The 26,713-nt window shown below is 72.6% G+C and carries 30 protein-coding genes and 1 riboswitch; of the genes, 9 read left to right on the top strand and 21 right to left on the bottom strand.

Annotated features, from left to right (window positions below; all coding sequences use genetic code 11):
* The first annotated feature begins 16 nt into the window (after window positions 1-16).
* Together npdG and E0W78_RS00495 are read left to right on the top strand one after the other, a co-directional pair.
* On the top strand, window positions 17-694 hold the full coding sequence (npdG, locus tag E0W78_RS00490) for an NADPH-dependent F420 reductase (RefSeq protein ID WP_131401900.1): 678 nt from the start codon (window positions 17-19) through the stop codon (window positions 692-694).
* 103 nt (window positions 695-797) lie between these two features.
* Window positions 798-1,412: a TetR family transcriptional regulator gene (locus tag E0W78_RS00495; RefSeq protein WP_165570348.1), complete on the top strand. Its 615-nt coding sequence runs from the start codon at window positions 798-800 to the stop codon at window positions 1,410-1,412.
* Here E0W78_RS00495 and E0W78_RS00500 read toward each other — a convergent pair.
* The 4 genes from E0W78_RS00500 to E0W78_RS00515 form a co-directional block, all read right to left on the bottom strand.
* Window positions 1,409-3,658 (bottom strand): heavy metal translocating P-type ATPase, encoded by a 2,250-nt coding sequence (locus E0W78_RS00500; protein ID WP_131401902.1) that lies wholly within the window; start codon window positions 3,656-3,658, stop codon window positions 1,409-1,411. The two genes, E0W78_RS00495 and E0W78_RS00500, sit on opposite strands and share 4 nt — an antisense overlap.
* Window positions 3,655-3,891, bottom strand: a complete 237-nt coding sequence (locus E0W78_RS00505) for a heavy-metal-associated domain-containing protein (RefSeq protein ID WP_131401903.1) — start codon at window positions 3,889-3,891, stop codon at window positions 3,655-3,657. Before E0W78_RS00505 ends, E0W78_RS00500 begins: the two co-directional genes overlap by 4 nt.
* A gap of 22 nt (window positions 3,892-3,913) precedes the next feature.
* Window positions 3,914-4,213 (bottom strand): metal-sensitive transcriptional regulator, encoded by a 300-nt coding sequence (locus tag E0W78_RS00510; RefSeq protein ID WP_131401904.1) that lies wholly within the window; start codon window positions 4,211-4,213, stop codon window positions 3,914-3,916.
* A gap of 65 nt (window positions 4,214-4,278) precedes the next feature.
* On the bottom strand, window positions 4,279-5,193 hold the full coding sequence (locus tag E0W78_RS00515) for a hypothetical protein (RefSeq protein ID WP_131401905.1): 915 nt from the start codon (window positions 5,191-5,193) through the stop codon (window positions 4,279-4,281).
* Between the two features lie 75 nt (window positions 5,194-5,268).
* Between E0W78_RS00515 and E0W78_RS00520 the strand changes: the two genes are divergently transcribed.
* On the top strand, window positions 5,269-5,703 hold the full coding sequence (locus E0W78_RS00520) for a PaaI family thioesterase (RefSeq protein ID WP_131401906.1): 435 nt from the start codon (window positions 5,269-5,271) through the stop codon (window positions 5,701-5,703).
* Window positions 5,704-5,776: 73 nt separating this feature from the next.
* A riboswitch (ZMP/ZTP riboswitch) is annotated at window positions 5,777-5,863 on the top strand.
* Window positions 5,864-5,909: 46 nt separating this feature from the next.
* On the top strand, window positions 5,910-7,151 hold the full coding sequence (serA, locus tag E0W78_RS00525) for a phosphoglycerate dehydrogenase (RefSeq protein WP_242686161.1): 1,242 nt from the start codon (window positions 5,910-5,912) through the stop codon (window positions 7,149-7,151).
* A gap of 102 nt (window positions 7,152-7,253) precedes the next feature.
* Here serA and E0W78_RS00530 read toward each other — a convergent pair whose 3' ends face one another.
* The 13 genes from E0W78_RS00530 to E0W78_RS00590 form a co-directional block, all read right to left on the bottom strand.
* On the bottom strand, window positions 7,254-7,961 hold the full coding sequence (locus tag E0W78_RS00530) for a pyrimidine reductase family protein (RefSeq protein ID WP_131401908.1): 708 nt from the start codon (window positions 7,959-7,961) through the stop codon (window positions 7,254-7,256).
* A gap of 73 nt (window positions 7,962-8,034) precedes the next feature.
* Entirely contained in the window at window positions 8,035-8,910 is an 876-nt protein-coding gene (locus tag E0W78_RS00535) for a glucosyl-3-phosphoglycerate synthase (protein WP_165570349.1), read from the bottom strand.
* Entirely contained in the window at window positions 8,903-9,775 is an 873-nt protein-coding gene (folP, locus tag E0W78_RS00540) for a dihydropteroate synthase (protein WP_242686162.1), read from the bottom strand. Before folP ends, E0W78_RS00535 begins: the two co-directional genes overlap by 8 nt.
* 12 nt (window positions 9,776-9,787) lie before the next feature.
* Window positions 9,788-10,891, bottom strand: a complete 1,104-nt coding sequence (locus E0W78_RS00545; protein WP_131401909.1) for a CaiB/BaiF CoA-transferase family protein — start codon at window positions 10,889-10,891, stop codon at window positions 9,788-9,790.
* A 3-nt stretch (window positions 10,892-10,894) separates the two neighbouring features.
* Window positions 10,895-11,944 carry an LLM class F420-dependent oxidoreductase gene (locus E0W78_RS00550; RefSeq protein WP_131401910.1) on the bottom strand — a complete coding sequence of 350 codons (1,050 nt, stop codon included), beginning with the start codon at window positions 11,942-11,944 and terminating at the stop codon, window positions 10,895-10,897.
* Between the two features lie 17 nt (window positions 11,945-11,961).
* Window positions 11,962-12,741 (bottom strand): enoyl-CoA hydratase-related protein, encoded by a 780-nt coding sequence (locus E0W78_RS00555; protein ID WP_165570350.1) that lies wholly within the window; start codon window positions 12,739-12,741, stop codon window positions 11,962-11,964.
* 78 nt (window positions 12,742-12,819) lie between these two features.
* The gene (locus tag E0W78_RS00560; protein ID WP_131401912.1) at window positions 12,820-13,623 is read right to left on the bottom strand and encodes an NAD-dependent protein deacetylase; all 804 of its coding nucleotides are present in this window, start codon (window positions 13,621-13,623) and stop codon (window positions 12,820-12,822) included.
* 40 nt (window positions 13,624-13,663) lie between these two features.
* Complete coding sequence (locus E0W78_RS00565) at window positions 13,664-14,272, bottom strand: DJ-1/PfpI family protein (RefSeq protein ID WP_131401913.1); 609 nt, start codon at window positions 14,270-14,272, stop codon at window positions 13,664-13,666.
* Window positions 14,273-14,312: 40 nt separating this feature from the next.
* A complete protein-coding gene (locus E0W78_RS00570; protein WP_131401914.1) occupies window positions 14,313-14,840 on the bottom strand; it encodes a VanZ family protein in 528 nt (175 codons plus the stop codon).
* Between the two features lie 83 nt (window positions 14,841-14,923).
* Window positions 14,924-15,448, bottom strand: a complete 525-nt coding sequence (locus tag E0W78_RS00575) for a DUF1697 domain-containing protein (RefSeq protein WP_131401915.1) — start codon at window positions 15,446-15,448, stop codon at window positions 14,924-14,926.
* Window positions 15,449-15,836: 388 nt separating this feature from the next.
* A complete protein-coding gene (locus tag E0W78_RS00580) occupies window positions 15,837-16,034 on the bottom strand; it encodes a hypothetical protein (protein ID WP_131401916.1) in 198 nt (65 codons plus the stop codon).
* Between the two features lie 245 nt (window positions 16,035-16,279).
* Window positions 16,280-16,969, bottom strand: a complete 690-nt coding sequence (locus tag E0W78_RS00585; RefSeq protein ID WP_131401917.1) for a hypothetical protein — start codon at window positions 16,967-16,969, stop codon at window positions 16,280-16,282.
* 13 nt (window positions 16,970-16,982) lie between these two features.
* On the bottom strand, window positions 16,983-18,254 hold the full coding sequence (locus E0W78_RS00590) for a hypothetical protein (protein ID WP_131401918.1): 1,272 nt from the start codon (window positions 18,252-18,254) through the stop codon (window positions 16,983-16,985).
* 458 nt (window positions 18,255-18,712) lie between these two features.
* Between E0W78_RS00590 and E0W78_RS00595 the strand changes: the two genes are divergently transcribed.
* Complete coding sequence (locus tag E0W78_RS00595; protein WP_131401919.1) at window positions 18,713-18,898, top strand: hypothetical protein; 186 nt, start codon at window positions 18,713-18,715, stop codon at window positions 18,896-18,898.
* A 69-nt stretch (window positions 18,899-18,967) separates the two neighbouring features.
* Here the strand turns inward: E0W78_RS00595 and E0W78_RS00600 are convergent, their stop codons facing one another.
* The gene (locus E0W78_RS00600; protein ID WP_131401920.1) at window positions 18,968-20,992 is read right to left on the bottom strand and encodes an NADPH-dependent 2,4-dienoyl-CoA reductase; all 2,025 of its coding nucleotides are present in this window, start codon (window positions 20,990-20,992) and stop codon (window positions 18,968-18,970) included.
* Window positions 20,993-21,015: 23 nt separating this feature from the next.
* Here E0W78_RS00600 and E0W78_RS00605 point away from each other — a divergent pair, with 23 nt between their 5' ends.
* The gene (locus E0W78_RS00605; protein WP_207392561.1) at window positions 21,016-21,273 is read left to right on the top strand and encodes a hypothetical protein; all 258 of its coding nucleotides are present in this window, start codon (window positions 21,016-21,018) and stop codon (window positions 21,271-21,273) included.
* On the opposite strand, the gene E0W78_RS00610 is transcribed toward E0W78_RS00605, so the two are convergent.
* A complete protein-coding gene (locus E0W78_RS00610; RefSeq protein ID WP_131401921.1) occupies window positions 21,231-21,767 on the bottom strand; it encodes a PadR family transcriptional regulator in 537 nt (178 codons plus the stop codon). The genes E0W78_RS00605 and E0W78_RS00610 overlap by 43 nt on opposite strands.
* A 54-nt stretch (window positions 21,768-21,821) precedes the next feature.
* On the bottom strand, window positions 21,822-22,985 hold the full coding sequence (locus E0W78_RS00615; protein ID WP_207392562.1) for a low temperature requirement protein A: 1,164 nt from the start codon (window positions 22,983-22,985) through the stop codon (window positions 21,822-21,824).
* 117 nt (window positions 22,986-23,102) lie between these two features.
* Here E0W78_RS00615 and E0W78_RS00620 point away from each other — a divergent pair, with 117 nt between their 5' ends.
* The 3 genes from E0W78_RS00620 to E0W78_RS00630 are packed head-to-tail and all read left to right on the top strand — an operon-like array spanning window position 23,103 to window position 25,551.
* A complete protein-coding gene (locus E0W78_RS00620; protein WP_131401922.1) occupies window positions 23,103-23,972 on the top strand; it encodes an ABC transporter substrate-binding protein in 870 nt (289 codons plus the stop codon).
* Entirely contained in the window at window positions 23,969-24,817 is an 849-nt protein-coding gene (locus E0W78_RS00625) for an amino acid ABC transporter permease (RefSeq protein WP_131401923.1), read from the top strand. The genes E0W78_RS00620 and E0W78_RS00625 overlap by 4 nt, the downstream gene beginning before the upstream one ends.
* Complete coding sequence (locus tag E0W78_RS00630; protein WP_131401924.1) at window positions 24,817-25,551, top strand: amino acid ABC transporter ATP-binding protein; 735 nt, start codon at window positions 24,817-24,819, stop codon at window positions 25,549-25,551. The genes E0W78_RS00625 and E0W78_RS00630 overlap by 1 nt, the downstream gene beginning before the upstream one ends.
* Window positions 25,552-25,616: 65 nt before the next feature.
* Here the strand turns inward: E0W78_RS00630 and E0W78_RS00635 are convergent, their stop codons facing one another.
* Entirely contained in the window at window positions 25,617-26,678 is a 1,062-nt protein-coding gene (locus E0W78_RS00635) for an NAD(P)-binding domain-containing protein (RefSeq protein WP_131401925.1), read from the bottom strand.
* Window positions 26,679-26,713 lie beyond the last annotated feature (35 nt).

Here is a 26,713-nt window from a genome sequence, read left to right on the forward strand (position 1 = left end):
TCGAGAGGAGCACGACGTGACCGAGCAGACCGCACCCGACTTCGGGACGGTGGCCGTCCTCGGCGGCACCGGACCCCAGGGCCGGGGCCTGGCCCGCCGCTTCGCGTCCGCCGGCGTCCGCGTCGTGCTGGGCAGCCGCAGCGCCGAGAAGGCCGCGGCGACCGCGGCCGAGCTGGCCGAGGCGACCGGTGGCGACGTGACCGGCGCGGCCAACGCCGACGCCGCCGCGGCCGGCGACGTCGTGCTGGTGGTCGTCCCGTGGGACGGCCACCGCGAGCTGCTCACCGAGCTCAAGCCGCAGCTGGACGGCAAGATCGTGGTCGACTGCGTGAACCCGCTCGGCTTCGACAAGCAGGGCCCGTTCGCGCTGAAGGTCGAGGAGGGGTCGGCGACCGAGCAGGCCGCGGCGATCCTCACCGACAGCCGCGTGGTCGGCGCCTTCCACAACGTCAGCGCGGTGCTGCTCGACGACCCCGAGGTCACGTCCGTCGACACCGACGTGCTCGTCCTGGGCGACGACGACCGCGAGGCGACCGACCTCGTGCAGGCGCTCGCCGCGACCATCCCGGGCGTCCGTGGTGTGTACGGCGGACGCAAGCGCAACGCCCACCAGGTCGAGGCGCTGACGGCCAACCTGATCGCGATGAACCGCCGCTACAAGGCGCACGCGGGCGTCCGCGTCACCGACGTCTGAGCCAGCCCGTTCGAATGGCGGAGAGATCCGCCAGAACGCTATTCTTGCTTCTCCGATGGACATTCGGCCCTGCAATGCCGGGCCGCGGGCGGAAGAGGTCAGGATGACCGAGACGGGTGACTTCACCGAGATCACCGAGCAGGCGGTGCGCCGGGGACTCAACGGACGCGCCGAGATCGCCGAGGCCGAGGTGGCCCGGCTGGTCGAGATCGGCCGCGACACGTTGCGCCGCGGCGAGCCGGTGAAGGTGGCCGACGTGGTGAAGGAGGCGTCCGTCTCGATCGACGCCTTCTACCGCTACTTCGCCGGCAAGGACGCCTTCGTGACCGCCGTCGTCGAGGACGACGTGCGCCGCATCGTCGCCCACGCGCAGGCGCGCATGGCCGACCAGGCCGGCAGCCGCGGCAAGATCCGGGCCGCGGTGGCGGCCGTGCTGGCCGACCTCGCCGCCGTCGGGGGAGCGAACCGGCTGCACACGCTGCTGGCCACGGCGCCGCCGGTCGCCCGCGGCCGGCAGTCGCTCGAGGACGCGTTCGCCAAGCTGTTCGTCGTGCCCGCGCTGGCGCTGGGCACGCAGGACCCGACGCGCGACACCCAGGCCGCGGCGGCCGTGCTGCTGAACCGGGTCGAGCGACTGGCCCGCGAGGAGGTCGCGCCCACCGAGGCCGACGAGGACCACGTGGTCGCGTTCATCCTGCGGGCCGTCGCCCGCACCTAGCGGCCGAAGCGACGCAGCCGCAGGCTGTTCGTCACGACGAACACCGAGCTGAACGCCATCGCCAGGCCCGCGACCATCGGGTTGAGCAGACCGGCCACGGCGAGCGGGATCGCCGCGACGTTGTAGGCGAACGCCCAGAACAGGTTGCCCTTGATGGTCCGCAGCGTCGCGCGGGAGAGCCGCACGGCGTCCACCGCGGTGGCGAGGTCGCCCTTGACCAGGGTCAGGTCCGAGGCCTGGATGGCCACGTCCGTGCCGGTGCCCATGGCCAGGCCGAGGTCGGCGCCGGCCAGCGCGGCGGCGTCGTTGACCCCGTCACCGACCATCGCGACGACGCGGCCGGACGCCTGCAGCTCGCGGACGACCTCGAGCTTGCGCTCGGGCGTCACCTCGGCGTGCACCTGCTCGATGCCTACCTCGGCGGCGACCGCCTCGGCCACGGCCCGTCGGTCGCCGGTGAGCAGCACCGGCTCCAGGCCGAGCCGGCGCAGGTCGGCGACCGCCTGGCGCGAGGACTCCTTGACCGTGTCGGCCACCGTCACCGTGCCGAGCAACGTGCCGCCGTGGGCGACCGCGACGGTCGTGCCCAGCGTGCGGGTCAGCTCCTCGGGCACGGGCACGCCCTGCTCGGCCAGCCACGACGGGCGTCCGGCGAGCGCCGGGGCGCCGTCGACCGTGCCGCGGACGCCCTGGCCCGCGAGGTTGGCGAAGTCGTCGACCCGTCCCGGCGTCGCGAGGGTGGCGACGGCGCGGGCGACCGGGTGCTCGGACGCGTGCTCGAGCGTCGCGGCCACCTGACGGAGCCGCTGCCCGTCCACGCCGCCGGCCGGGCTGACGTCGACCACGCTCATCTCGCCGGTGGTGACCGTGCCGGTCTTGTCGAGCACGACAGTGTCGACGCGACGGGTGGACTCCAGCACCTGCGGGCCCTTGATGAGGATGCCGAGCTGGGCGCCGCGGCCGGTGCCGACCATGAGCGCGGTCGGCGTGGCCAGGCCCAGGGCGCAGGGGCAGGCGATGATCAGCACCGCCACGGCGGCGGTGAACGCCGCGGTGACGTCACCGCTGAGCAGCAGCCAGCCGGCCAGCGTCAGCAGCGCGACGACGATCACCGCCGGGACGAACCACGCCGAGACGCGGTCGGCCAGGCGCTGCACGTCGGCCTTGCCGTCCTGGGCGTCCTCGACCAGGCGCGCCATCTGGGCGAGCTGGGTGTCCGCGCCGACGGCGGTCGCCCGGACGACGAGGCGTCCGCCCTGGTTGACCGTCGACCCGGTGACGGTGTCGCCCGGCGCGACGTCCACCGGCACGGACTCGCCGGTGAGCATGGACTCGTCCACGCCGGACGTGCCCTCCTCGACGACGCCGTCGGTGGCGACGCGCTCGCCGGGACGCACGACGAACCGGTCGCCGACACCGAGCCGGTCGGGGGAGACCCGCTCCTCGACGCCGTCGCGCAGCACGGTCACCTCGCGGACGCCGAGGTCCATGAGGGCGCGCAGGGCCGCGCCGGCCTTCTTCTTGGCGCCCGCCTCCAGGTAGTGGCCGGCCAGGATGAACACGGTCACCGCCGTGGCGACCTCGAGGTAGATCTCGTGCAGACCGCCGCCACGCGACAGCCACTGCCACTCCATCGTCATGCCCACCATGCCGGCGTCGCCGAAGACGAGGGCGACGACCGACCACAGGTAGGCGGCGCCGACGCCCAGGCTCACGAGCGTGTCCATCGTGACGGCGCGGTGCCGCGCGTTCAGCACGGCGGCGTGGTGGAACGGGTAGGCCGACCACAGCACGACCGGGGTGGCCAGCAGCAGCGCGACCCACTGCCAGTAGTCGAACTGGAGCGCGGGCACCATCGACAGCAGCACGACCGGGACGGTCAGCACCGCGGCGACCTTGAGCCGGCGCAGCAGGGACGCGGGCCCGTGCAGGCCGCCGTCGGACATGTCGTGGCCGGTGTGCTCGGCGCCGTGCTGGTGGTGGGCGTGCGGGTCGGGCCGGACGCTCGCGTCGTAGCCCGTGGCCCGCACGGTGCCGAGCAGCGCCTCGACGTCGACGTCCGCGGGCGCCTGCACGACCGCCTTCTCGGTGGCGTAGCTGACGGTCGCGTGGACGCCGTCGAGCTTGTTCAGCTTCTTCTCCACCCGGGCCGCGCAGGACGTGCAGCTCATGCCGTGCACGTCGAGCCGGTGGGTGACCAGGTCCAGGTCGGTGGCGTCGGGGACGACGCGCGGCTCGGTGCTCATGCCAGCGGGAGGTCGCGCGGCCCGGCCAGGGCGTACCCGGCCTCGTCGACCGCTCCGGCGACCGCGGACTCGTCCAGCTCGGAGTCGCTGGTGACCGTGACCGTGGACGTGCCGCCCTTCACGAGGTCGACGGCGACGTCGGTGACGCCGGGCAGCGCCGTGATCTCCTCGGTGACCGCGCTGACGCAGTGGCCGCAGGTCATGCCGGTGACGCGGTAGGTGCTGGTGCTCATGGTGTGTCCTCTCGTGGGTGCGTCAGGAGCGGACCAGGCGCGCGATGGCGTCGGTGGCTTCCTTGACCTTGATGTCGGCCTCGGGGCCCCCGGCGCGCGCGGCGTCGACGACGCAGTGGGCCAGGTGCTCCTCGAGCAGCTTGAGCGCGACGGCCTCGAGCGCCTTGGTGGTCGCCGAGACCTGGGTGAGGACGTCGATGCAGTAGGTGTCCTCCTCGACCATGCGCGTGAGTCCGCGCACCTGTCCCTCGACGCGGCGCAGCCGCTTGAGGACGGCGGCCTTGTCGTCGCTGTAGCCGGGGTGCTGGTGGTCGTGATCCATGTCGTGCTCCTTCGCTCGCTCCTGAACATACCCCCGGGGGGTATCTGGTTCAAGGGCGCCGCGAGTCAGGCGGCCCGGGCACGACCCTCGCGGGACGACAGGACGCCGAGCAGGACGAGGTACCCGCCGAGCAGGACGGCGTACGAGACGACCGACATCCAGACGTCGTCCGTGGTCGGGGGCTGGCCCGGGACGCACAGGGGCCACAGCGAGACGAGAGCGACGAGGGCCGTGCCTGCCCAGGCGAGGCCGGCGGCCCTCCCGGTGCGCCCGGCGCGGACCGCCGTGTCCTCCGCCAGGGCCGCGGGCAGGACGAGAGCGAGGCCGGCGACCCACGACGGCCAGGCCGCCAGCAGCTGCAGGTAGCCCGAGCCGGACCCGACGCCGCGCACCTGCATCAGGGCGACCACCGCGAGCGGGTACACCGAGACCGCCGCCAGCACGTGGTGGACGGCGTCGCGGCCGGTCGCAATCGCCCGTCCTCCGGCGGGTGCCGTCCTGACCTCGGCCGTGACGTCGGCCCGGGGCAGCCGGGCGCGCCGCCGGGCCACGGCGCGGGACAGGACGATCACGTACACGACGTAGCCCGCCGCGATCACCGGCACGGCGATCAGCGCCGACGTCAGGTCCTCGTGCGTGACCGGCGAGGAGCTGCCGACGAGCCGGAACCAGATGGCGATGGACCCGATCCACACGACGACGACCGCGGCCACGAGCGCCACGCCGCGAGCCAGCCAGCGTCGCGGACCAGGACGGTCGATCAGGACCTGGACGGCTCCGACGGGCATCACCGCGACCCATCCCACGACGAGCCACCAGGGGCTGAGCATCCACGACTGGTCGAGCTCGCTCGCGGCGAAGCCGTGCTCGTCGATGTTGCTGCCCGCCATCCAGGCCAGGAGCACCACGACGCCGAGGACGAACGTCACCCACGGGAACGGGGCCGGGCGTGCCATCGCGTCGTGCTTCTCCCTCGTCATGGGCCGCAGCATCGCAGCGCGGGGCGAGGGACACGGGTGATTCCGCACGATCGGGGTCCTGGCTAGGGTGCGGGCATGACTTCGAACCCCGGACTGGACGGCATCCTCGGCGTCGAGCACGTGGAGGTGGGCCCGGACAAGGTGGTCGTCCGCGTGACGCTCGGCGAGCAGCACCTGCAGCCGTTCGGCATCCCGCACGGCGGCGTCTACTGCGCGGTGCACGAGTCGACCGCGAGCATCGCCGGCCAGATGTGGCTGGGCACGAAGGGCGTCGTGGTCGGGACGAACAACTCCACCGACTTCATCCGCCAGGCCAAGGTCGGCGACACCGTCACCACGACGGCGACGCCGATCCACCGCGGCCGCACCCAGCAGCTGTGGCACCTGGACACCGTCGGCCCGGACGGCCGCCTGGTCGCGCAGGGCCAGGTGCGCCTGGCCAACCTCGAGCAGGAGGTCCCGTCCGAGGCGATCGCCATGTTCGCCGGGCGGACGTCCACCGCGTCCTGACCCGCGTCTCGCTCGGGCGTCCGGGGCGCGGACGGGCGTCCGAGCGTCCTGGACTCGTCGCCTAGACTGGGAATCACGCAGCTGCGACTGGCGTTGAGGTGGTCTACCACCAGGGAGCAGCTGACGCACGACCGCGGGACCGTACGCCTGGGCCCCCACGTCAGCCGCTGACCGCTGACTGGAGGAGTTCCGCCATGATGATGAGCATGACCGCCACGTCCCCCCTGCCCGAGCGCGTCGACGACGCGCAGGTCCGTGTCCTGCTGCTGGAGAACATCCACGCCGACGGCGCCGACTTCCTGCGCGGCAAGGGCTACCAGGTCGAGACGATGACCCGGGCCCTGTCCGAGGACGAGCTGATCGAGAAGATCGCCGGCGTCCACGTCCTGGGCATCCGCTCGACGACGTACATCACCGAGAAGGTGCTCGAGGCAGCCGACTCGCTGCTCGCCATCGGCGCCTTCTGCATCGGCACCAACCAGATCGACCTGGCCGCCGCCACCCGCCACGGCGTCGCCGTCTTCAACGCGCCGTACTCCAACACGCGCAGCGTCGTCGAGCTGGCCATCGCCGAGATCATCTCGCTGGCCCGCCGCCTGCACGAGAAGTCGACGAGCATGCACGCCGGCGTCTGGAACAAGTCGGCCGCCGGCAGCCACGAGGTGCGCGGCCGCACGGTCGGCATCGTCGGCTACGGCAACATCGGCAGCCAGCTGTCGGTCGTGGCCGAGGCGCTGGGCATGTCGGTCGTCTTCTACGACATCGACGACAAGCTCGCGCTCGGCAACGCGCGCCGCTGCTCGACGCTGGAGGAGCTGCTCGAGGTCTCCGACGTCGTCACGCTGCACGTCGACGGACGTCCGGGCAACGCCGGCCTGTTCGGCGACGACGAGATGCGCCGCATGAAGCCGCGCTCGCTCTTCCTCAACCTGTCGCGCGGCATCGCCGTCGACACCGCCGCGCTGCGCAAGCACATCGAGTCCGGCCACATCGCCGGCGCCGCGCTGGACGTCTTCCCGGTGGAGCCGAAGGCGCAGGGCGACCCGTTCGTGTCCGAGCTGCAGGGGCTGGCCAACGTCATCCTCACCCCGCACGTGGGCGGCTCGACCGAGGAGGCCCAGCAGGATATCGGCCGCTTCGTCGCATCGAAGCTGCGCACGTACACGGCCTTCGGCGGCACGTCGCTGAGCGTGAACCTGCCCGAGATCACGCTCAAGAGCGATGGCCAGCGCCACCGCCTCGCGCACCTGCACCAGAACGCCCCCGGCGTCCTGGCCCGCATCAACGGCATCCTCGGCGACCACGAGGTCAACATCGAGTCGCAGTCGCTGTCCACGCGCGGCGAGGTCGGCTACGTCATCACCGAGGTCGCCGCCGAGGTCGGGCCCGACGTGCTGGCCGAGCTGGCGTCCATGCCGGAGACGGTGCGCCTGCGCCAGCTGAGCTGACGCGCAGCGCGTTCACCGCCCCAGGAATCCTCGACGCCCCCAGGTCTGCAGACCTGGGGGCGTCCGGTTTACCTGGGGCCCCAGGTAAACCGACCCCGGGGTTCAGCGGGCGCGGAGCCAGCGGGTGAGCAGGACGTCGCCGGCCGGGACGCAGTGGGCCAGGGTCATCGGTCGGTCGGCCGCCTCGCCGCCGTGCGCGATGCGGGGCGCGTCCCCGCCGGTCAGCACCGGTGCGACGGTCAGGCACAGCTCGTCGACCAGGTCGGCGCCGACCAGCTCGCCGTGCAGGCTCGGCCCGCCCTCGCACTGCACCCGGCGCAGCCCCCGCTCGGCCAGGTCGGCGAGCACCCGCCGCCAGTGCACCTGGCCCTCGCCGTGGGCCAGCACGTCGACCCGCTCGGCCAGCCGGTCGCGCTCGCGCTGCGGCGCGTCGGCGGTGGTGACCACGAGCGTCCCGGGGACGAGCAGCGCCTCGGGCACGTCGAGCCGGCGCGACACCACGGCGATCGGCAGTCCGGGGTCGCGGTGGTGCCGGGCGCGGCGCTCCGCGGCGTCCGCGTCGAACGACGCCGGACCGTAGCCCTCGGCCCGGGCCGTGCCGGCGCCGACCAGCACGACGTCGGCCAGGGAGCGGGCCACGTGGAAGACCGCGGTGTCCGCGTCGCCACCGAGCGACCCCGAGCGGCCGGATGCGTCCGCGGCGGCGCCGTCGAGGGTCGCGACGAACATCGTGCGCACCCACGGACGGCGGTCGGCGTCGGCCGGGAAGTCGTACAGCGCGGCCAGCTGGTCGGGGGTCAGCTCGGACATGCCGCGAGCGTAGCCCCGGGGCCGGCTTCGACCGGCTCAGCCAGCGGCGACCGGCTCGGCCAGCCGGCGGGGCTCAGCCCTCGATCGGCGGGAGCAGGCGGGTGACGACGCGGTGGGCGACGAGCTCGGGCGGCTCGCCCGCGAACGTCACGTGGTCGTCCTCGACCACGTCCGCGTCGCCGGTGACGAGGTCGAGCGCGGCCTGCACCTGCAGCGCCATGGCACCGAGCGCGACCAGGTCCTGCGAGCGGTGGCGCCGCTCGCCGAGGTCGACCTGGCCGAGCGCGTCGAGACCGTGGGCGTGCAGCACCGACAGCAGCATGCCGGTCTCGACCCCGTAGCCGGAGACGAGCGGCAGGCGCAGCAGGGCGTCACGCCGGAAGCCGGCCTCGCCCGACAGTGGCTGCACGAGCGCGGACAGGCGGGGCTCGCGGCGGCTCAGCAGCGGGCGCGCGACCAGCTCGGTCACGCGGCCACCGCTGCCCGGACGGCGGTAGAAGCCCTTGACCAGCACCAGGTCGGGGTCGGCGAGCAGGGGAGCGAGCAGCGCGGCGGCGAACGACGCGGCGCCGCCCTCGACGTCGGCGTCCAGGAACACGCCCAGGTCGCCGGTCATGGCGACCAGCCCGGCGCGCATCGCCCCGCCCTTGCCCAGGTCGGGCCCGTCGGCGGACACCTCGACGACCCGCACGCCGGCGTCCCGCGCGACCGCGACGGTGCCGTCGGACGAGCGCGAGTCGATCACCACCAGCTCGTCGACGAGTCCGGCGTCCACCAGCCTCCCGAGGTCGGCCAGGATCGGGCCGAGCGTCTCGGCCTCGTTGCGGGCCGGGAGCAGCACGGACGTCCGCCGGCCGGCCTTCGCGGCGACCAGCGCGTCGAGGTCGGGCTCGGCGCGCGGGTAGGTGCGCCGAGCCAGCCAGGCCCGGGCGGCGTCGAGGTCAGGCAAGACCGCGCACCACGCGTCCGGGCGGCCGGTCGCCGCGCACGCTGGCCACCATCTCCAGCACCCGCCGGGTGCCGACCACGTCGTGGGAGCGGAACATCGCCGCGCCGGCGTGAGCGGCCAGCGCGGTGGCGGCCAAGGTGCCCTCGCCCCGCTCGGCCGGCGGCAGACCGCCCAGCGTCTCGCCGACGAAGTCCTTGTTGCTCAGCGCCATGAGGACCGGCCAGCCGGTGGCGACGAGCTCGTCGGCGCGGCGCAGCAGCTCCAGCCCGTGCCAGGTGTTCTTGCCGAAGTCGTGGGTGGGGTCGATGAGGATGCCCTCGCGCGGCACCCCGCGGGCGACCAGGCGCTCGGCGGCTCCGGTCGTCTCGGCCACCACGTCGGCGACCACGTCGTCGTAGGCGACGCGGAACGGGCGGGTGCGCGGCACCGCGCCGCCGGTGTGCGAGCAGACGAACCCGGCGCCGAGCTCGGCGGCGACGTCGACGAGCCCGGGGTCGGCACCCTGCCAGGTGTCGTTGAGCAGGTCGGCCCCGGCCTCGACCGCGGCCCGGCCGACGGACGCGCGCCAGGTGTCGATGCTGATGACGACGTCGGGCAGCTCGGCGCGCACGCGCTCGACGAAGCCCACCGTGCGGCGGATCTCCTCGAGCTCGTCGACGTCGTCACCGGGCCCGGCCTTCACCCCACCGATGTCCAGGACGTCCGCGCCCTCGGCGACGAGCCGGTGCGCGGCCTCGATGGCGGCGGCGTCCTCGAACGTCGCGCCCTTGTCGTAGAAGGAGTCGGGCGTGCGGTTGAGGATGGCCATGACCAGCGCCCGGTCGCGCACGACCCGGCGCCCCCGGAAGGTCAGCTCGACGCTCACCTCGTCATTGTGTCAGGCGGGGGCGACTCCCCAGTCGCTCAGCACGGCGTCGTTGTCGCGCCCGGGCACCGGCGGCGGCGTCGGCGCGTCCGGGGACGTGCGGGAGAACCGCGGCGACGGACCGGCCTGGACGGCGCCGTTGACGTCCAGCACGGTGCCGCGGGCGCGCAGGTGCTCGTCCTGCGCGGCCTCCTCCATGGTCAGCACGGGCGTGACGCAGGCGTCGGTGCCGGCGAAGACCTTGGTCCACTCGTCACGGTTGCGCGACGCGAACGTCTCGGTGAACACCTCGCGCAGCCGCGGCCAGCCGGACGGGTCCATCTGCGCGGGCAGGTCGGCGGCGTCCAGCCCGAGACCCTCGAGCAGCAGCGCGTAGAACTGCGGCTCGAGGGAGCCCACGGCCATCCAGCCGCCGTCGCTGCAGCGGTAGGTGTCGTAGAACGGCGCGCCGCCGTCGAGCAGGTTCGCGCCGCGGCGGTCCTGCCACAGGCCGATGGCCTTGAGCGCCCACACGAACTGCATGAGGGTGGAGGTGCCGTCGACGATCGCCGCGTCGACGACCTGGCCCTGGCCGGACGTGCCGCGCTCCACGAGCGCCGCCAGGACGCCCTGGACGAGCAGCATCGACCCGCCGCCGAAGTCGCCGAGCAGGTTCACCGGCGGGACGGGCTTGTCGGACGGGCCGATCGCGTGCAGGGCGCCGGTGAGACCCACGTAGTTGATGTCGTGGCCGGCCAGGTGGGCCATCGGGCCGGTCTGGCCCCAGCCGGTCATGCGCGCGTAGACCACGCGCGGGTTGCGCTCGAGGCAGACGTCCGGGCCGATGCCGAGCTTCTCGGCGACGCCGGGCCGGAAGCCCTCGACGACGACGTCCGCCTTCTCGACCAGCGCCAGCAGCGTCGCCTTGTCGGCCTCGTCCTTGAGGTTGAGCCCCACCGAGCGCCGGCTGCGCATGAGGTGGTCGCCGCCCTGGCCGCCGGTGACGTCGAGGCCGCCGGAAGGACGCTCGACGCGCACGACGTCCGCGCCGAGGTCGCCCAGCATCATCGCCGCGTGCGGGCCGGGGCCGATGCCGCCGAGCTCGACGACCTTGACGCCCGCGAGAGGTCCGGCCACGGGTCAGCCCTTCAGCTCGGTGATCTGCTCGACGAGGCGCAGGCGTGCGTCCGCGTCGCGGTTGGCGTCGCCCACCGGGCTGACCAGGATCGTGCTGACGCCGGCGCGTTCGAACGCGGCCAGCTGCTCGGCGACGTCGGACTCGGAGCCGATGAGCGAGATCGAGCGGGCGAACTCCTCGGGCACCTCGGCGGCGGCCTCGACCTTCTTGCCCGACAGGTACAGGTCCTGGATCTTGTCGGCCTCCTCGCCGTACCCGTAGCGGGTGGCCAGGTCGTGGTAGAAGTTCTTGCCCTTCGCGCCCATGCCGCCGACGTACAGCGCCAGGCGGTGCTTGACCTCCTCGACGGCCTTGCCCTCGTCGGTGCCGACGTAGGCGGGAGCGTCGACGTAGATCTCCAGCGGCGCCAGGTCGGCCGAGCGCTTGGCTCGGCCCTTCTCCAGCGACGGGCCGAAGACGTCCATCGCCTTGCCGGTGTGGAAGAAGATCGGCTCCCAGGCCTCGCACAGCTCGGCGGCCAGCGCGACGTTCTTGGGGCCCATCGCGGCGAGCATGACCGGGATGTCGGCGCGCAGCGGGTGGTTGATCAGCTTGAGCGGCTTGCCCAGACCCGTGCCCTGCTCGGCGGGCAGCGGCAGCTGGTAGTACTTGCCGTCGTAGGTGAGCGGCTCGCGCCGCCAGACCTTGCGGCAGATCTCGATGACCTCGCGGGTGCGGCCGATCGGGGCGTCGTAGGGGACGCCGTGGAAGCCCTCGACGACCTGCGGGCCGGACGCGCCGAGGCCGAGGATGAACCGGCCGTCGGAGATGTAGTCCAGGCCGGCCGCCGTCATGGCGAGCAGCGCGGGGGTGCGCGAGTAGATGTTGACGATGCCGGTGGCGATCTTCACCGTCTCGGTCTTGGCCGCGATGTAGCCCAGCTGGCTGATCGAGTCGTAGCTGTAGAGCTCGGCGGCGAAGACGGTGTCGAGGCCGGCGGACTCCAGTCGCTGGAGGTCGGCGACGGCCTCCTTGAAGCCGGCGGAGTAGTCGAGCTGCATGCCCAGGCGCATGGCGGTTCCTCTCTGGGTCAGGACGTGGCCGAGGGCCACTGGGCGGGACGTCCGGCGACGAAGGCGTCCACGCCCTCGATCCCGGCCGGGCTGGTGGAGCTGTCGGCGATCGAGTCGGACTCGGCGTCGAGCTGGTCGGACAGGGTGCGCTCGCGTCCCTCGCGGAACAGCGCGCGGATACGCCCGTAGGCCTCGGTCGGGCCCTCGGCCAGCGTGGTCGCCGCGGCCAGGGCCTCGTCGACGACGTCGTCGTCGGGCACGACGCGCGACAGGATGCCCAGCCGCTCGGCGGTCTCGGCGTCGATCGTGGCGTTGGTGAGGACCAGCTCGCGGGCCTTGGCCTCGCCGACCTGGCGGGCGAGCGTGTGGGTCATGCCGCCGTCGGGCGTGTAGCCGATGCCGGGGTAGGCGGGCTTGAGCCGCGTGCGGGTGCCGCCGATGCGGACGTCGGCGAGCAGCACCAGGCTCATGCCCGCGCCGGCGGCCCAGCCGGGCACACCGGCGACGACCGGGACGCCGACCCCGTCGAGCACGCGCACGAAGTCGTGCAGGCCGTCGGCGGCGTCGTGGACGTGCGCGTGGCGGTCGGCCGCCGCGGCGAAGGCGTGGACGTTGCCGCCGGTGGAGAAGTGCGGTCCGTCGGCCGCGAGCAGCACGGCACCGGTCTCGGCGGGGTCGAGCTGCTCGAGGGCCGCCTTCGCCTCCTCGACCCGCGCGAAGTCCAGGGCGTTGCCGGCGGCGGGGTCGGACAGGACGAGGCGCAGCACGCGTCCGTGCCGGGTGACCGAGGAGCTCATGGCTCGCATCGTGCCAGAAGTGCTGTCACGGTGTGTCGGCGGACACACCCGCGTCCCGCTGGATGGGCGAGGGACGGCTCAGACGCCGACCGGCTCCAGGGCGGTGAGCGTCTCGGCGACTCCGGCCTCGAGCTTGACGGTGGCCAGCGCGTCGCCCCGGGTGGTGCCGCGGTTGACGATGACCACCGGCACGCCGACCTTGGCCGCGCGACGGACGAACCGCAGGCCGCTCATCACCTGCAGCGACGAGCCGAGCACGAGCAGCACCTCGGCGTCCTCGACCAGCGAGAAGCAGTGCTCGACCACCGGCTTGGCGACGGACTCGCCGAAGAACACGACGTCCGGCTTGAGCCGTCCGCCGCACACCTCGCAGGGCGCGACGACGAAGTCGGACGTCTCCTCGAGCAGCGCGTCGCCGTCGGGGGCGATGACTGCGGACCGCTCCGCGTAGCCCGGGTTGAGGGCGACCAGGCGCTCGTGCAGCCGCTGCCGGGGCGAGCGGGTGCCGCAGTCCAGGCAGACGACCCGGTCGATGCGTCCGTGCAGGTCCACGACGTCGCGGTGCCCGGCCCGCTCGTGCAGGCCGTCCACGTTCTGCGTGATGAGGCCGCTCAGCCCGCCGGCCTGCTGGCGCGCGACGAGCAGCCGGTGGGTGGCGTTCGGCTCGGCGCCGGTCATGTTCGACCAGCCGACGTGGGCGCGCGCCCAGTACCGCTGGCGCGCCTCGGGGGTGGCGACGAACTCCTGGTAGGTCATGGGGTGGCGCGGCGGGGAGCCCGGGCCGCGGTAGTCGGGGATGCCCGAGTCCGTGGAGACGCCCGCCCCCGTCAGCACCAGCCAGCGCTTGTCGGACAGGACGTCCGCGACGGCATCGATGCTCACCCCTCCAGCGTAGGTCGGCGCACCAGCGCCGCCCGCCGGCTCAAGCGGCCGGGTCGTCGTTCCAGCGGTACTCCATGAGGCGGGCGGTGGCCTCGGCCAGCTCGCGGCCGGCGACGACCTCGACCAGGTGCAGCGCCATGTCGATGCCCGCCGAGATGCCGCCGGACGTGAGCACGTCCCCGTCGCGCACCCAGCGGCGGTCGGCGAGGACGGTGAGCGACGGCCACCGCTCGGCCAGCGCGGCCTGGTCCTCCCAGTGCGTGGTGACCGTCTGGTCGGTGAGCACGCCGGCCTCGGCGAGCACGAAGGCGCCGGTGCAGACGGACGTCGTGAGCCGCGGACGGACCCGGGCGACCCAGTCCGTGACCCGGACGTCCTTCTCGACTGCGTCGGTGACGCCGCCGGAGACGACGAGCAGGTCCACGGGCGGGTCCTCGTCCAGGGTGGCGTGCGCGCGGAGCACGAGACCGCCGCGGGCCACGACCTCGCGCTCGGCCGCCACCATCCGGACGACGAACGGCTCGACCTCGCCGCGGCGCACGGCGGCGCGGTTGGCGACGGAGAAGACCTCGAACGGGCCGCAGCAGTCCAGCACCTCGACCTCGTCGAAGACGACGATCGCGACGTGGGTGGGGGAGGGGGACGTCATGCGCCCATCCTGGCGCAGCGCGACCCCCTCGCGGGACGGTTCAGCGCCAGCGGAACCGCTCGACCAGCCGGTCGAGCGCCGGCACGGTGGTGAGGGCGGTCAGCAGGGCGAGGCCGAGCAGGCCGCCGACGACGTTGAAGAACAGGTCGTGGACGTCGGCCAGGTGGCCTCCGCCCAGCAGGTTGCCGGTGAGGAACTGGGACAGCTCGATGAGCAGGCTGAAGCCCGCGGCCGCGGCCGCCGCCGCCCACCATGGCGCGCGGGGCAGCACCAGCGGCACGAGCACGCCGACCGGCACGAACACCGCGACGTTCATCAGCGCGTCGGCCACCTCGTACGGGGCGAACGGGTCGAGGTAGAGCTGCCACACGGCCTCGTGCGGCTTGTCCAGGTAGACCGGGAACACGGTGTTGGCGACGACGCCGGCGGCGTAGACGCAGAGCGCGACGGCCACCGCGGCGCGCGGGACCGTGAGCAGGGCGCGCCGGCGCAGGTGCCACAGCAGGCCCAGCAGCACGACCACCGCCAGCGGGACGACGACCGGCAGCACCGGCACCTCTCGGAACACGCGACGACTCCTTCGGACGGCGGCACGACGGGTCGTCGCGCCGCACATCCTCCACCACCCGCGGCGGGGCCCGGACCGAGGCCCTACGCCGACAGCTCGACCAGCTTGGCGACGGTGCGCAGGTTGCGGGCCGTGCCCGGCACGCCGAGCGCGCGGCCGAGCTTCTTGTCGTCCAGCTGCGGACGTCCGGCGCCGTTCGCGTAGCGCAGGTGCAGCTCGCGTCCGACCACCTGCCACCGGTCGTCGCCGGTCTCGACCGCCTCGGCCGTGGTGACCGACTCGGGGTCGGGCTCGCGGAGCAGGAACGAGACGTAGGAGAACTTGGGCTCCAGCACCTCGAACGGGTGGGCGTCGAGCGCGGCCCGCACCTCGTCGGGGGTGCGGCTGATGACCTCGCGGAAGAAGCCGAACCGCGTCTCGACGGCCTGCTCGAGCGCCCGGTCGAAGGCGTCCGGGTCGCCGGGCACGTCGGCGACGAGGTTGCCGCTGGCGATGTAGGTGCGCGGGTCGGACGCGCCGAGGTCGGCGGCCATCGCCCGCAGGTCGGCCATGGGCAGCTGGGCACCGCCGACGTTGACGGCGCGCAGCAGGACGACCCGGGTGCTCATGAGCCGCAGCCTAGGCGCGTCCGGGGACAGTCGGGGTCCCTCCGGCAGGCTCCGCTTCGACAGGCTCCCACGCCAGCGAGCCGCTGTCCGGTCGCGAGATCGCCCACGACGCCCGCCTGGGCGTCCAGACCACCTACGACGCCCTGGACGTCCTCGTCGCAATCGGCCTGGCCCGACGCACCCGCCACGGCTTCGTCCTTGGTCCGGCCTCGCTCAACAACCTCGCCGAACGATTCGGCATCGACGAGCAGATCCGCGCCCAGCTCGCCAAGTACCGCGAAGAACGGCGCGCCTGGTGGGCCCTGCTCGGGATCATCCGACTCGGCGACGCCGGCGGGACCCGGGGCCACTACGGCCCCGCTCCCCCGCCAACGGACGACGTCGAGCCCTACACGCTCCTGGACATGCTCGGCGCCCACGTCATCGACGAGGAACGGTCCGCGACCGCCTGACCGTAGAAGTAGTAGTTGTTCACCACCTCCGGAGCCGGGTCGTCCCCCGGAATGGCTGCGAACAGGGTCAGGAGTGCCGTCACCAGCCCGAGAAGCTCTCCGATGTAGTTGTTGCCGTCGTGCGTCCGCTCCATGCGGTCCCTCCTCATGTCCAGGCGGGTCGGATCGACATCGCCTCACCGATGCCCATGCGGCGATCGATGCACCCCGGCTCTAACGGTCGAGGTCCCTGATGCATAGGTACGGCGAACGGTTCGGACGTGGGGGGACGCAGCCCGTGTCGCACAGCGGCCGGCGGAGTGCAGCCACTTCAACCAGGAGGGCCCGTGACCACCAAATGGTGGTCACGGGCCCTCCTCATAGCAAGGGTGCTCGCTACTTAGCCGATCCGCTCCGGGATCGTCGTGTCGAGGTCGCTTGACTGGTCGATCCGCTGGGGAATCGATGTGTCGAGATCGCCAGCGTCGGTGGCGATGTTCAGGTCGATTCCAAGTACGCCCGTCACCTCACTGATCTCGCGGACCTGAGTCTCCGACGGCGTCTGTTCCCCGTTGAGCCAGAGTTTCAGCCCGCTGCCGTCGCTGGGAACGCCCACGGAGACGCCACCGACCGTGTCGAACACATTTGCCGCTTGTAGCCGCGCGGCAGCGGCGCGGAGCTCCGCCCTGGAGTAGCGGGCCTTCAGGTTGACCACAACCTCCAGGCCTTCGGGCTGGCTCTCTGCGTATGCGCGGGCTGGGGCCGGCAGATCGCCCTTCCAGTACGACGTGACCTGACCGTTCTGCTCGTCGATGACGAATCCTGCGAAGCAGGCCTCGTTGCCGAGCTCGAGCAGCGTGTGGGTGACGGTTTGCACGGCATCGGGTTCGCCGCCGACCCCGTCAGTCGCGCTCAGAGCTGAGCTGGCGGCGACTGGGTCGCACGCGGTCCGCTCGGCCGCTTGGTTCTTGTCCGCGGTGCCTGCCGAGGTTCGTCCCTGAGGCGACGATGCCTCGTTCGCGAACGAGGCACCGCCGGCCGCGGCCAGGGCGACCGCGACGAGTCCCGCGAAGACAAGTTTGGTACGCATGATGTAACGCTACCTATCCGAGGTCCAGGGTGTAGCCCCACGTGGACAGAACCACGCTGATTGGGACGTACACCAGGTCCCGGTGGCACGTCGGATCCACGTCGGGGTTGTGAGTGCCGCATGCGGTAGTCGACGGCAGGGTGCCGGCGTAGACCACTCCCTTGGCTCGGATGTTCCCGCTATCGAGAACTTCGTACACGGGCCCGCCGCTATCGGCGCCACCCTGGAAAGCGCCGGTGGTAGCGCGGGCCACCACGTAGAAGGCGCCGTTCAATCCCGAGGCTGTCACTGCGTCGTCGATGATGTTTCCGCAGTGGTGCCCTGTGGTGGCTCCTCCCGCGCAGACCTTCTGACCCGTGTGGTTTGAGCCCCAGCCCACGACCTCACGAGTGCTGTCGCTGTTCCAGCCGCTGACGAAGATGCGGCCCTTGGAAGCGGGCGACGTCGTCGGATCGATGCTCATTGAGTCGATCGACTTGCGACGCTTGACGGCGTCGCCCTGGGCGATCCGCGTGCCGCCACCGTCCTGGACCGTCTTGTTAGTGTTCTCCGCCGTCACACAGTGCGCGGCACTCAGAAGCCGTCCAGCGCCGCCATCCAGCGCGGAGAAAGCGGTCGAGCACGCGTTCCTGCCATCGACGTAGATCCGGCCCCCGCCCTTGTACGGAGCGCTGTCATTGCTGCGCCGGTCCACCGTTGGGACGAAGATGTCACCGACATCTTCCTTGACGGTCACAGCGTCCGCCTCAACATCCGTCGCAGCGGCGATCTCTCGAGCCGCAGCCGAGGGGCCTGCCGGCGCGTCGTCAGTGAGGCTCACGACGATTCCCGTGCCGTCGGGCTTCACAGACGCCGTAGTGATCTGCAGGTCATCGAGCTCTGAAGTCTCGACGGCTGCCGTCGCTGCAGCCATAGCCTCTTCCCGAGTGAACTCTGCCGTTGTGTCGACGTTCACCTGGACGCCGTAGGGATCGCCGCTGATCAGCTCCTCAACATCCGAGGGAAGCTCCCCCTTCCAGTACAGATCGATCGCGCGCTTCTCGGGCTGTAGAACCTGCCCCGCGTATCCGGCGTCGTAGCCCAGCGCGTAGATCGTGTCGGCAAGGTACGCTACCGCCTCGTCGGGCGCTGAGGCGGCGGTGACTGTCTCCCCCGATGTCTGAACGGGTTCCATCTGGTCGAGCTCCGGACTTGCGCCTCCGGTGAGAAGCGTGGGCTCCGAGGGCGCATCTTGTGCGGCTGCTGAGGCCCCAGCAACCGCAACCGTCAAGACTGCGGCGCTCACAGCGGATAGTGCACGACGTCGACGCATTCACGGTCCTTCGCTCGTAGGAATGTCGCGTCAACGTAGCCGCGCGGGCAGCCACTGATCGGTGAATCGGCGTACCTCCTTCGGCTATCGGTTTTTTGTCTCAAACGCACCCTCAGGCAGCCTGCAGACGCGGACCGAGGATCGGGGCCGGCTTCACCGGCGCGGCTATCGGATCAGGCTTCTCTCCTCCTGGGCGTTCCATGATCGGCGGCCCGCAGCTTCACGCAACGGCTCCGCAGTCCCGCAGGCGGGCGAGCGGATCGGCGCTCGCAAGCTCGCTGCCTCACCGCTCCCCCGCCTGCGCGCCCCTACGGGTTGACGCTCCGCTGCTCCACGGCCGCCGTTCATCTCTCTTTGCCCAGGAGGGGCGAAGAACGGTCGGGACGGGCAGACGTCACCGGCGGCCCACTCCCCGGCAGGAAGGAGTGGTCGTGCCTACGATCACCGACACCCAGAAGATCAACCCCAACGACCTGCTGGTCGACCTGAACGTCCGAGACGACCTCAACCTCAGCAAGGAGTTCGTCGCCTCCATCGCCGAGCACGGCGTCCTGTCCCCCATACCGCCAGGGTTCCTCGCCTTCGACGGCCTGAGGGTCGAAGATTCACACCTGTGACCTGCAGGCGAGTCAGCGGCTCGATGCCTGTCCGCTCCCCTTCGACACGCTCAGGGAGCGGAGCGGCCCTCAGATGCGGGCGGCGAGCTCGGTGGCCTGGCGGATGGCCCGCTTCGCGTCGAGCTCGGCGGCCACCTCCGCGCCGCCGATGACGTGGGTGACGACGCCGGCCTCGGTCAGCGGGTCGACGAGGTCGCGCACCGACTCCTGCCCCGTGCACAGCACGACGGTGTCGACGTCGAGCACGCGCGTCTCGGGGGAGTCGCCGTCGGCGCCGATCGTCACGTGCAGGCCGGCGTCGTCGACGCGGTCGTACCGGACGCCGCCGACGAGCTGGACGCCCGAGTCGCGCAGCGTCGTGCGGTGCACCCAGCCGGACGTCTTGCCGAGCCCGGCCCCGTGCGGCGTCGTCTTGCGCTGGAGCAGGTGCACCTCGCGGCGCGGGGTCTCACGCACCTTCGTCGTGAGGCCGCCGCGCTCGACCTCCGGATCGGTGACGCCCCAGCGGGCCTTCCAGTGCTCGAGCGACTCGCCCGGCTCGTGCAGCAGGAGCTCGGCCACGTCGAAGCCGATGCCGCCGGCGCCCATGACCGCGACCCTCGGCCCGGCCTCGACACGTCCGGCCACGACGTCGGCGTACGAGACGACCTTCGGGTGGTCGACGCCCGGCAGGTCGGGCAGGCGCGGCGTGACACCGGTGGCGACGACGACCTCGTCGAACCCGGTCAGGTCGCCGGCCTCGACCCGGCGGCCGAGGTGCACCTTCACGCCGGTGACCTCCAGCCGGCGGGAGAAGTAGCGCAGCGTCTCGGCGAACTCCTCCTTGCCCGGGATGCGCATGGCGAGCCGGAACTGCCCGCCCAGCTCCTCGGCCGCCTCGAACAGCTCGACCGTGTGACCGCGCCCGGCCAGCTCGGTGGCGGCGGCCAGTCCGGCCGGCCCGCCGCCGACGACGGCGACCGACTTGGCCCGGCGGGTCGGCAGCAGGACGAGCTCGCGCTCGTGCCCGGCCCGCGGGTTGACCAGGCAGGACGCGCGCTGGTTGCTGAACGTGTGGTCCAGGCAGGCCTGGTTGCAGGCGATGCAGGTGTTGATCTCGTCCGTGCGTCCCTCGGCGGTCTTGCGGACGAAGTCGGGGTCGGCCAGCAGCGGCCGCGCCATCGAGACCAGGTCGGCCTCGCCGTCGGCCAGGATGCGCTCGGCCACGTCCGGGTCGTTGATGCGGTTGGACGCCACGACGGGCACGCCCACCTCGGCCCGCAGCTTGCCGGTCACCCAGCTGAACGCCGCCCGAGGCACGGACGTGACGATCGTCGGGACCCGCGCCTCGTGCCAGCCGATGCCGGTGTTGAACACCGAGACGCCGGCCTCCTCCAGCCGGTGCGCGAGCTCGACGGTCTCGTCCCAGCTCTGCGCGTCGTCGACCAGGTCGAGCAGGCTGAGCCGGTACATCACGAACGCGTCGTCGCCGAGCAGCTCGCGGGTGCGGCGGACGACCTCGACCGGGAACCGCATCCGCTTCTCGGCCGTGCCGCCCCACGCGTCGGTGCGGGTGTTGGTGCGCGCGGCCAGGAACTGGTTGATCAGGTAGCCCTCGGAGCCCATGATCTCGACGCCGTCGTACCCGCCGCGCAGCGCGAGCGCCGCCGCCTTGGCGAACGCGGTGGCCGTGCGGTCGACGTCGCGGCTGCTCATCGTCCGGTTCCTGAACGGCGTGATCGGGCTGCGGACGTCCGACACCGTGTGCTTGAACGGGCTGTACCCGTAGCGCCCGGCGTGCAGCACCTGCAGCGCGATCTTGCCGTCGTGCTCGTGGACGGCGTCGGTGACCACCTTGTGCGCGTCCGCGTGCCGCGTCGTCGTCATCTGCGACCCGAACGGCAGCAGCCAGCCGCGCCACGTGGGCGCGAAGCCGCCGGTGACCGACAGCGCGACGCCGCCCTTGGCCCGCTCGGCGAAGTAGGCGGCCAGGTCGGGCAGGTGCTTGGCCTTGTCCTCCAGGCCGACGTGCATCGAGCCCATGATCACGCGGTTGCGCAGTGTGGTGGCGCCGATGGTGATCGGGCTGAGCAGGTGCGGGTGGCTGGTCGTCATGCGTGGCTCCTCATACTGGGGGCGTGATCTCGAGGACGTCGGCGTGGTTCCTGGTGCTGGCCGGGCTGTTCAACATGGTCATCTGGCCGCGCTTCGCCAAGGCGATCGCGGACGACGACCGGGCCTGGGCGGGTGAGCACTGGTCGAGCGACCCGACGGCCTTCTTCTGGGTGCACGCGGTGCTCATCGTGACCGCGTTCTCGATCGGCGTCGGCGTGCTCGTCGTGGGCGTGCGCGCTCATCGCGCCTCCAGGCGGGCGAGGGTCTCCTTGCACCACTGAAGCCCGGCGGCCTCGGTGAGGATTCCGCCACGCAGCACGAGGTAGGGGCCGAGCGCGGCCTCGTCCAGGGCGTCGGGGTCCGGGAACGTGCGGGCCATGTCCTTCTCGTAGGCCTCGAGCGTCGCCGCGTGCTCGTCGCGCCGGGCGCGGACGTGCGCGAGCAGGGCGTCCTGGTCGACGTTCGGCAGGCCCCGCAGCGCGACGGCGAAGCTGCTGCGCAGCACCTCCGGACCGATCGGCTCGGCCGACCAGCGGCGCAGCTCGTCGCGTCCGGCGGCGGTGATGCGGTGCACCTTGCGGTCCGGGCGGCCGGCCTGGGCGACCTGCTCGACGTCCACCCAGCCCTGCTCCTGCATGCGGGCCAGCACCTTGTAGACCTGCTGGTGCGTGGCCTTCCAGAAGTGCCCGATGGACGCGTCGAAGCGCCGTGCGAGGTCGTAGCCGGTGGCCGACCGCTCCGCGAGCGAGACGAGGATCGCGTGCTCCAGGGCCATGGCGCGAGAACCTACTATGCAACGAGTTGCATGTGCAAGGGGTTGCAGGGGGCCTCAGGCGTCGGCGGGCCGGCGGACGAGGACGACCACGACCGCCGCCATCACCACGGCGGTGACCAGCAGCGGCACCGGCACGAACGCGTCGCCCAGCACCAGCAGCGCGGCGAGCGGCACCGCCACGTTGACCACCCGGTCGCCGGCCGGGCGCAGCGCGATCGCCCAGATGCCCAGCACGAACACCGCCACCGGCACGGAGACCGTCCACGCGGCGGCGGCCTGCGACAGCTCGCCGTGCCCGGTCAGCGCGTCGATCTCCACCTCGACGCCGGCCGAGAAGGCGCCGGCGGCGGCGAAGACCAGGTAGTGCGCGTAGCCGTAGCGCAGGGCACCGCCGCCGTCGATCGTCCGGTGGTGCGGGGCCCAGAAGTAGGTCCACCACAGGGCCGCGGTCACGACGAAGGCCAGCACGGCCATGGTGACGAGCGGGAGGAGCTCGGCGCTGTCGTCGAGCGCGCCGATGAACGCGTTGGCCGAGGCGAGCACGCTCTCGCCCAGGACGATGAGCGTGAACAGGCCGTACCGCTCGGCGACGTGGTGCGGGTGCCACGGCGTCGGGCCGACCCGCTCGGCCAGCACCGGCACGGCGAGCTCGGCCGCGACGAGGACGAGGAAGGACGTCGTGGCCAGCGACTCGGGCAGGGCGAGCCGCAGCAGCCACAGCACCTGGACGGTGCTGATGCCGACGGCGTACGCCAGCGTCGTGCGCCGCAGGGACGCGTCGCCGTGCGCGGCCCGCAGCCACTGGGCCACCAGCGCCACGCGCATGACCACGTAGCCGAGCGTCACGACGGTGTAGTCGCGCTCCTCGCCGAAGGTGTCCGCGACGCCGGCGGCCAGCACGAGCACGCCGGCCATCTGCACGAGCGTGAGCACGCGGTACAGCCAGTCGTCGGTGTCGAAGGCCGTGGCGAACCAGGTGAAGTTCATCCACGCCCACCAGATGGAGAAGAACACCATGAGGTAGCTGACGACCCCGTCCGCGACGTGGCCCTCGGACAGCGCGTGGTGCAGCTGCACCGACGCGACGCTGACCGCCACCACGAAGACGAGGTCGAAGAACAGCTCCAGCTCGCTCGCGGTGCGGGCCGGCTCGCGCGGGTCGCGTGGGCGCATCGGCACGAGGCGGGAGCGGGCGGGGCGGGACGCGGCCGGGTTCACGCGGGCACTCTAGGCCGCGCGGGCGGACGTCCGGCGCCGGCGTGACGTCGGTCGCACCCCGCGGCCGAACCCTGGGACGCCGCCCGGGGCCGGGGGCCCGCCCCTACGATGACGGCCATGACGTCCCTCCCCCGCTCGCTCGGCGGCCTCGTCGCCGCCTCCGCCCTGCTGCTCGCCACGGCGTGCGCCCCCGCCGACGAGGAGTCCGACACCGCCTCGTCCGGCGACGCGTCCGCCGCCTGCTCGGTCGACTCGCTGCCCACGGTCGAGAAGGGCACCTTCACGATCGCCACCGACGACCCGGCCTACGAGCCGTGGTTCTCCGACAACGACCCGGCCAACGGCAAGGGCTTCGAGAGCGCCGTGGCCTACGCGGTCGCCGACCGTCTCGGGTTCGGCAAGGACGAGGTCGTCTGGACGAAGGTGCCGTTCAACACCGCCTACCAGCCCGGCGACAAGGCGTTCGACGTCGACGTCAACCAGATCTCGATCACCGACGAGCGCAAGCAGGCGGTCGACTTCAGCGCGCCGTACTACGAGGCCGCGCAGGCGATCATCGTGCTCGAGGACTCCGAGTTCGCCGACGCGAAGAGCCTGGCCGACCTCGCCGACGCCCAGCTCGGCGCGCAGATCGGCACCACGTCGCTCAAGGCGATCGGCCAGATCGAGGGCGCCAAGCAGCCGCGCGTCTACGACGACACGACCAAGGCCGCCGAGGCGCTGCGCAACGGCCAGGTCGACGGCATCGTGGCCGACCTGCCCAGCGCGTTCTACCTGACCGCCGCCGAGATCGACGGGTCGGTCATCGCCGGCCAGTTCCAGGTCGAGGGCGACGCCACGGAGGCCTTCGGCCTGCTGCTGGAGAAGGGCAGCAAGCTCACCTCGTGCGTCGACGACGCCGTCGAGAGCCTGCGCGAGGACGGCACGCTGGCCGACCTCGAGCAGACCTGGCTGGCCGAGTCGGCGAACGCGCCCGTCCTGAAGTGACGTCCGCCCCGCACGTCCCGAGCGCCCGGCAGGCCGAGCGCGACGCCTTCCGCCGGCGTCGCACCCGGCGCCGGGTGCTCGCGGGCGTGCTCTCGACGGTGGTGGTCCTCGGGGGACTGACCGCCGCCGTCGTGACCTCACCCGGCTGGGACCGGGTGCGGGCGACCTACTTCGACGCCGGCCACGCCCGCGAGAGCTTCCCGCTCGTCCGCGACGCGTTCTGGCTGAACATCCGGATGTTCCTGCTGGTCGAGGTGCTCGTGCTCGTCGTCGCGGTGCTGGTGGCCGTCGTGCGGGTCGTGCCGGCGCCGTTCATGACGCCGTTCAAGATCCTGGCGACGATCTACACCGACCTGTTCCGCAGCGTCCCGACCATCCTGGTCGTGCTGCTGGTCGGCTTCGGCTTCCCGGCGCTCGGCCTGGCCGGCATGCCCACCAGCCTGTTCTGGCTGGGCGCCATCGCGCTCACGCTCAGCTACGGCGCGTACGTCGCCGAGGTGGTGCGCGCCGGCATCCTGTCCGTCCACCCCACGCAGTGGGCGAGCGGACGTGCGCTGGGGATGTCGTACGGCGCGACCCTGCGTCACGTCGTGCTGCCCCAGGCGCTGCGTCGCGTGACGCCGCCGCTGGTCAACGACTTCGTGTCGCTGCAGAAGGACACCGCGCTGCTGTCGACGATCGGCCTGGTCGAGGGCCTGCGCGCGGCGAGCGTCTACCAGGCCGAGACCTTCAACTTCACGTCCCTGTGCGTGGCCGCGCTGTTCTTCGTCGTCACCACGGTGTTCGTCACGCGGATCACCGACTGGTTCATGATCCGCCAGATGCGCCGGGAGGCGGGTGCCTGATGCTGCACGTGAAGGGACTGCGCAAGACGTTCGGCGACAAGGTGGTGCTGGACGACGTCGACCTCGACGTCGCGGCCGGCGAGGTGGTCTGCCTCATCGGCGCGTCCGGCTCGGGCAAGTCGACCCTGCTGCGCTGCCTGGACCTGCTCGAGCAGGCCGACGACGGCGACGTCTGGCTCGGCGACACCGAGCTGACCGACCCGGCGCTCGACGTGGACGCCGCCCGGCGGCGCATCGGCGTGGTCTTCCAGGCCTACAACCTGTTCCCGCACCTGTCGGTGCTGCGCAACGTGACGCTCGGGCAGCGCAAGGTGCTCGGCCGCGGTCGGCGCGAGAGCGAGGCACGGGCGCTGGAGCTGCTCGACCGCGTCGGTCTGGCCGACCGCGCCTCGGCCCACCCGGACGCGCTGTCCGGCGGCCAGCAGCAGCGGGTGGCGCTCGTCCGCGCCGTCGCGATGGACCCCGAGCTGCTGCTGCTCGACGAGGTGACCAGCGCGCTCGACCCGATGCTGGTCGCCGAGGTGCTGCAGGTCGTGCGCGACCTGGCGGCGTCCGGCCAGACGATCGTCATGGCGACCCACGAGATGGACTTCTGCCGCGAGGTCGCCGACCGCGTCGTGTTCCTGGCCGACGGCCGCATCGTGGAGCAGGGTCCGCCCGAGCAGATGTTCACCGCCCCGGCGGACGAGCGCACCCGCGCCTTCCTGGCCCGTCACCTGCCGGCCGCCGGCTGAGCCCACCCCGCCGAGCGAGTCCGTCGAAGCCTCCCTTCGACGGGCTCAGGGAGCGGGAGGGCGGCTCAGGGAGCGGGGGAGGGGGCCGGCGCCTCGCGCAGGGCGCGGCGGACGCCCAGGGCCGCGGCCCGCCCGGCCCGGTTCGCACCGATCGTGGACGCCGACGGGCCGTACCCCACGAGCTGCACCCGCGGGTCGGCGACGGCCGTCGTGCCGTCCAGCCGGATGCCGCCGTGCTCGCTGCGCAGCCGCAGCGGCGCCAGGTGCGCGACCGCCGGCCGGAAGCCGGTGGCCCAGACGATCGCGCCGACCGGCTCGAACGTGCCGTCGGCCCAGCGCACCCCGTCGGGCTCGACCCGCTCGAACGGGTCGCGTCGGTCCGCGTACGCCCCGAGCCGCTCGGCCTCGCGCTCCTGCTCGCGCAGCATCAAGCCGGTCACGCTCACGACGCTCTGCGGCGGCAGGCCCTCCCGCACACGCGCCTCGACGAGCGCGACCGCGTCGTGACCGGCCTCCGGCGTGAACTCGGACGTGCGCCAGACCGGCTTGCGCCGGGTGACCCACAGGGTGTCGGTGACCGGGGCCAGCTCGCCCAGGTGCTGCACCGCGGAGGCGCCGCCGCCGACCACGAGCGTCCGCACGCCGCGGAAGTGCTCGCCGCCGGGGAACCGCGCGGTGTGCACCTGCTCGCCGACGAAGGTCTCCATGCCCGGGTAGTGCGGCCAGAACGGGTGGGTCCAGGTGCCGGTGGCGTTCACCAGCGTCCGCGTGCGCCACGACCGGTCGCCGGCGCGGACGACGAGCAGGTCGCCCTCGCGCTCGACGCGCTGCACCCGCACCGGCCGGACGACCGGCAGGTCGAAGCGCCGCTCGTAGCCGGCGAAGTACGCGGGCACGGCCAGGTTGGCCCGGTCGGTGGCGGACCCGCCCGCACGCTCCAGGCCGGGGAGGTCGGCGACGCCGTGCACGTCGTGCATCGTGAGCGAGTCCCAGCGGTGCTGCCAGGCGCCGCCGGGGGCGGTGTCGGCGTCGAGCACGACGTGCTCCAGGCCCAGCCGGCGCAGGTGGAAGGACGCCGACAGCCCGGCCTGACCGGCACCGATCACCACGCTGTCGAGGACGTCCACGTCCTCTGCAACGCCCCGGCGGGCGGAATGATGCC

The sequence above is a fragment of the Aeromicrobium sp. IC_218 genome (genome assembly GCF_004336805.1).
Lineage (GTDB): Bacteria > Actinomycetota > Actinomycetes > Propionibacteriales > Nocardioidaceae > Aeromicrobium.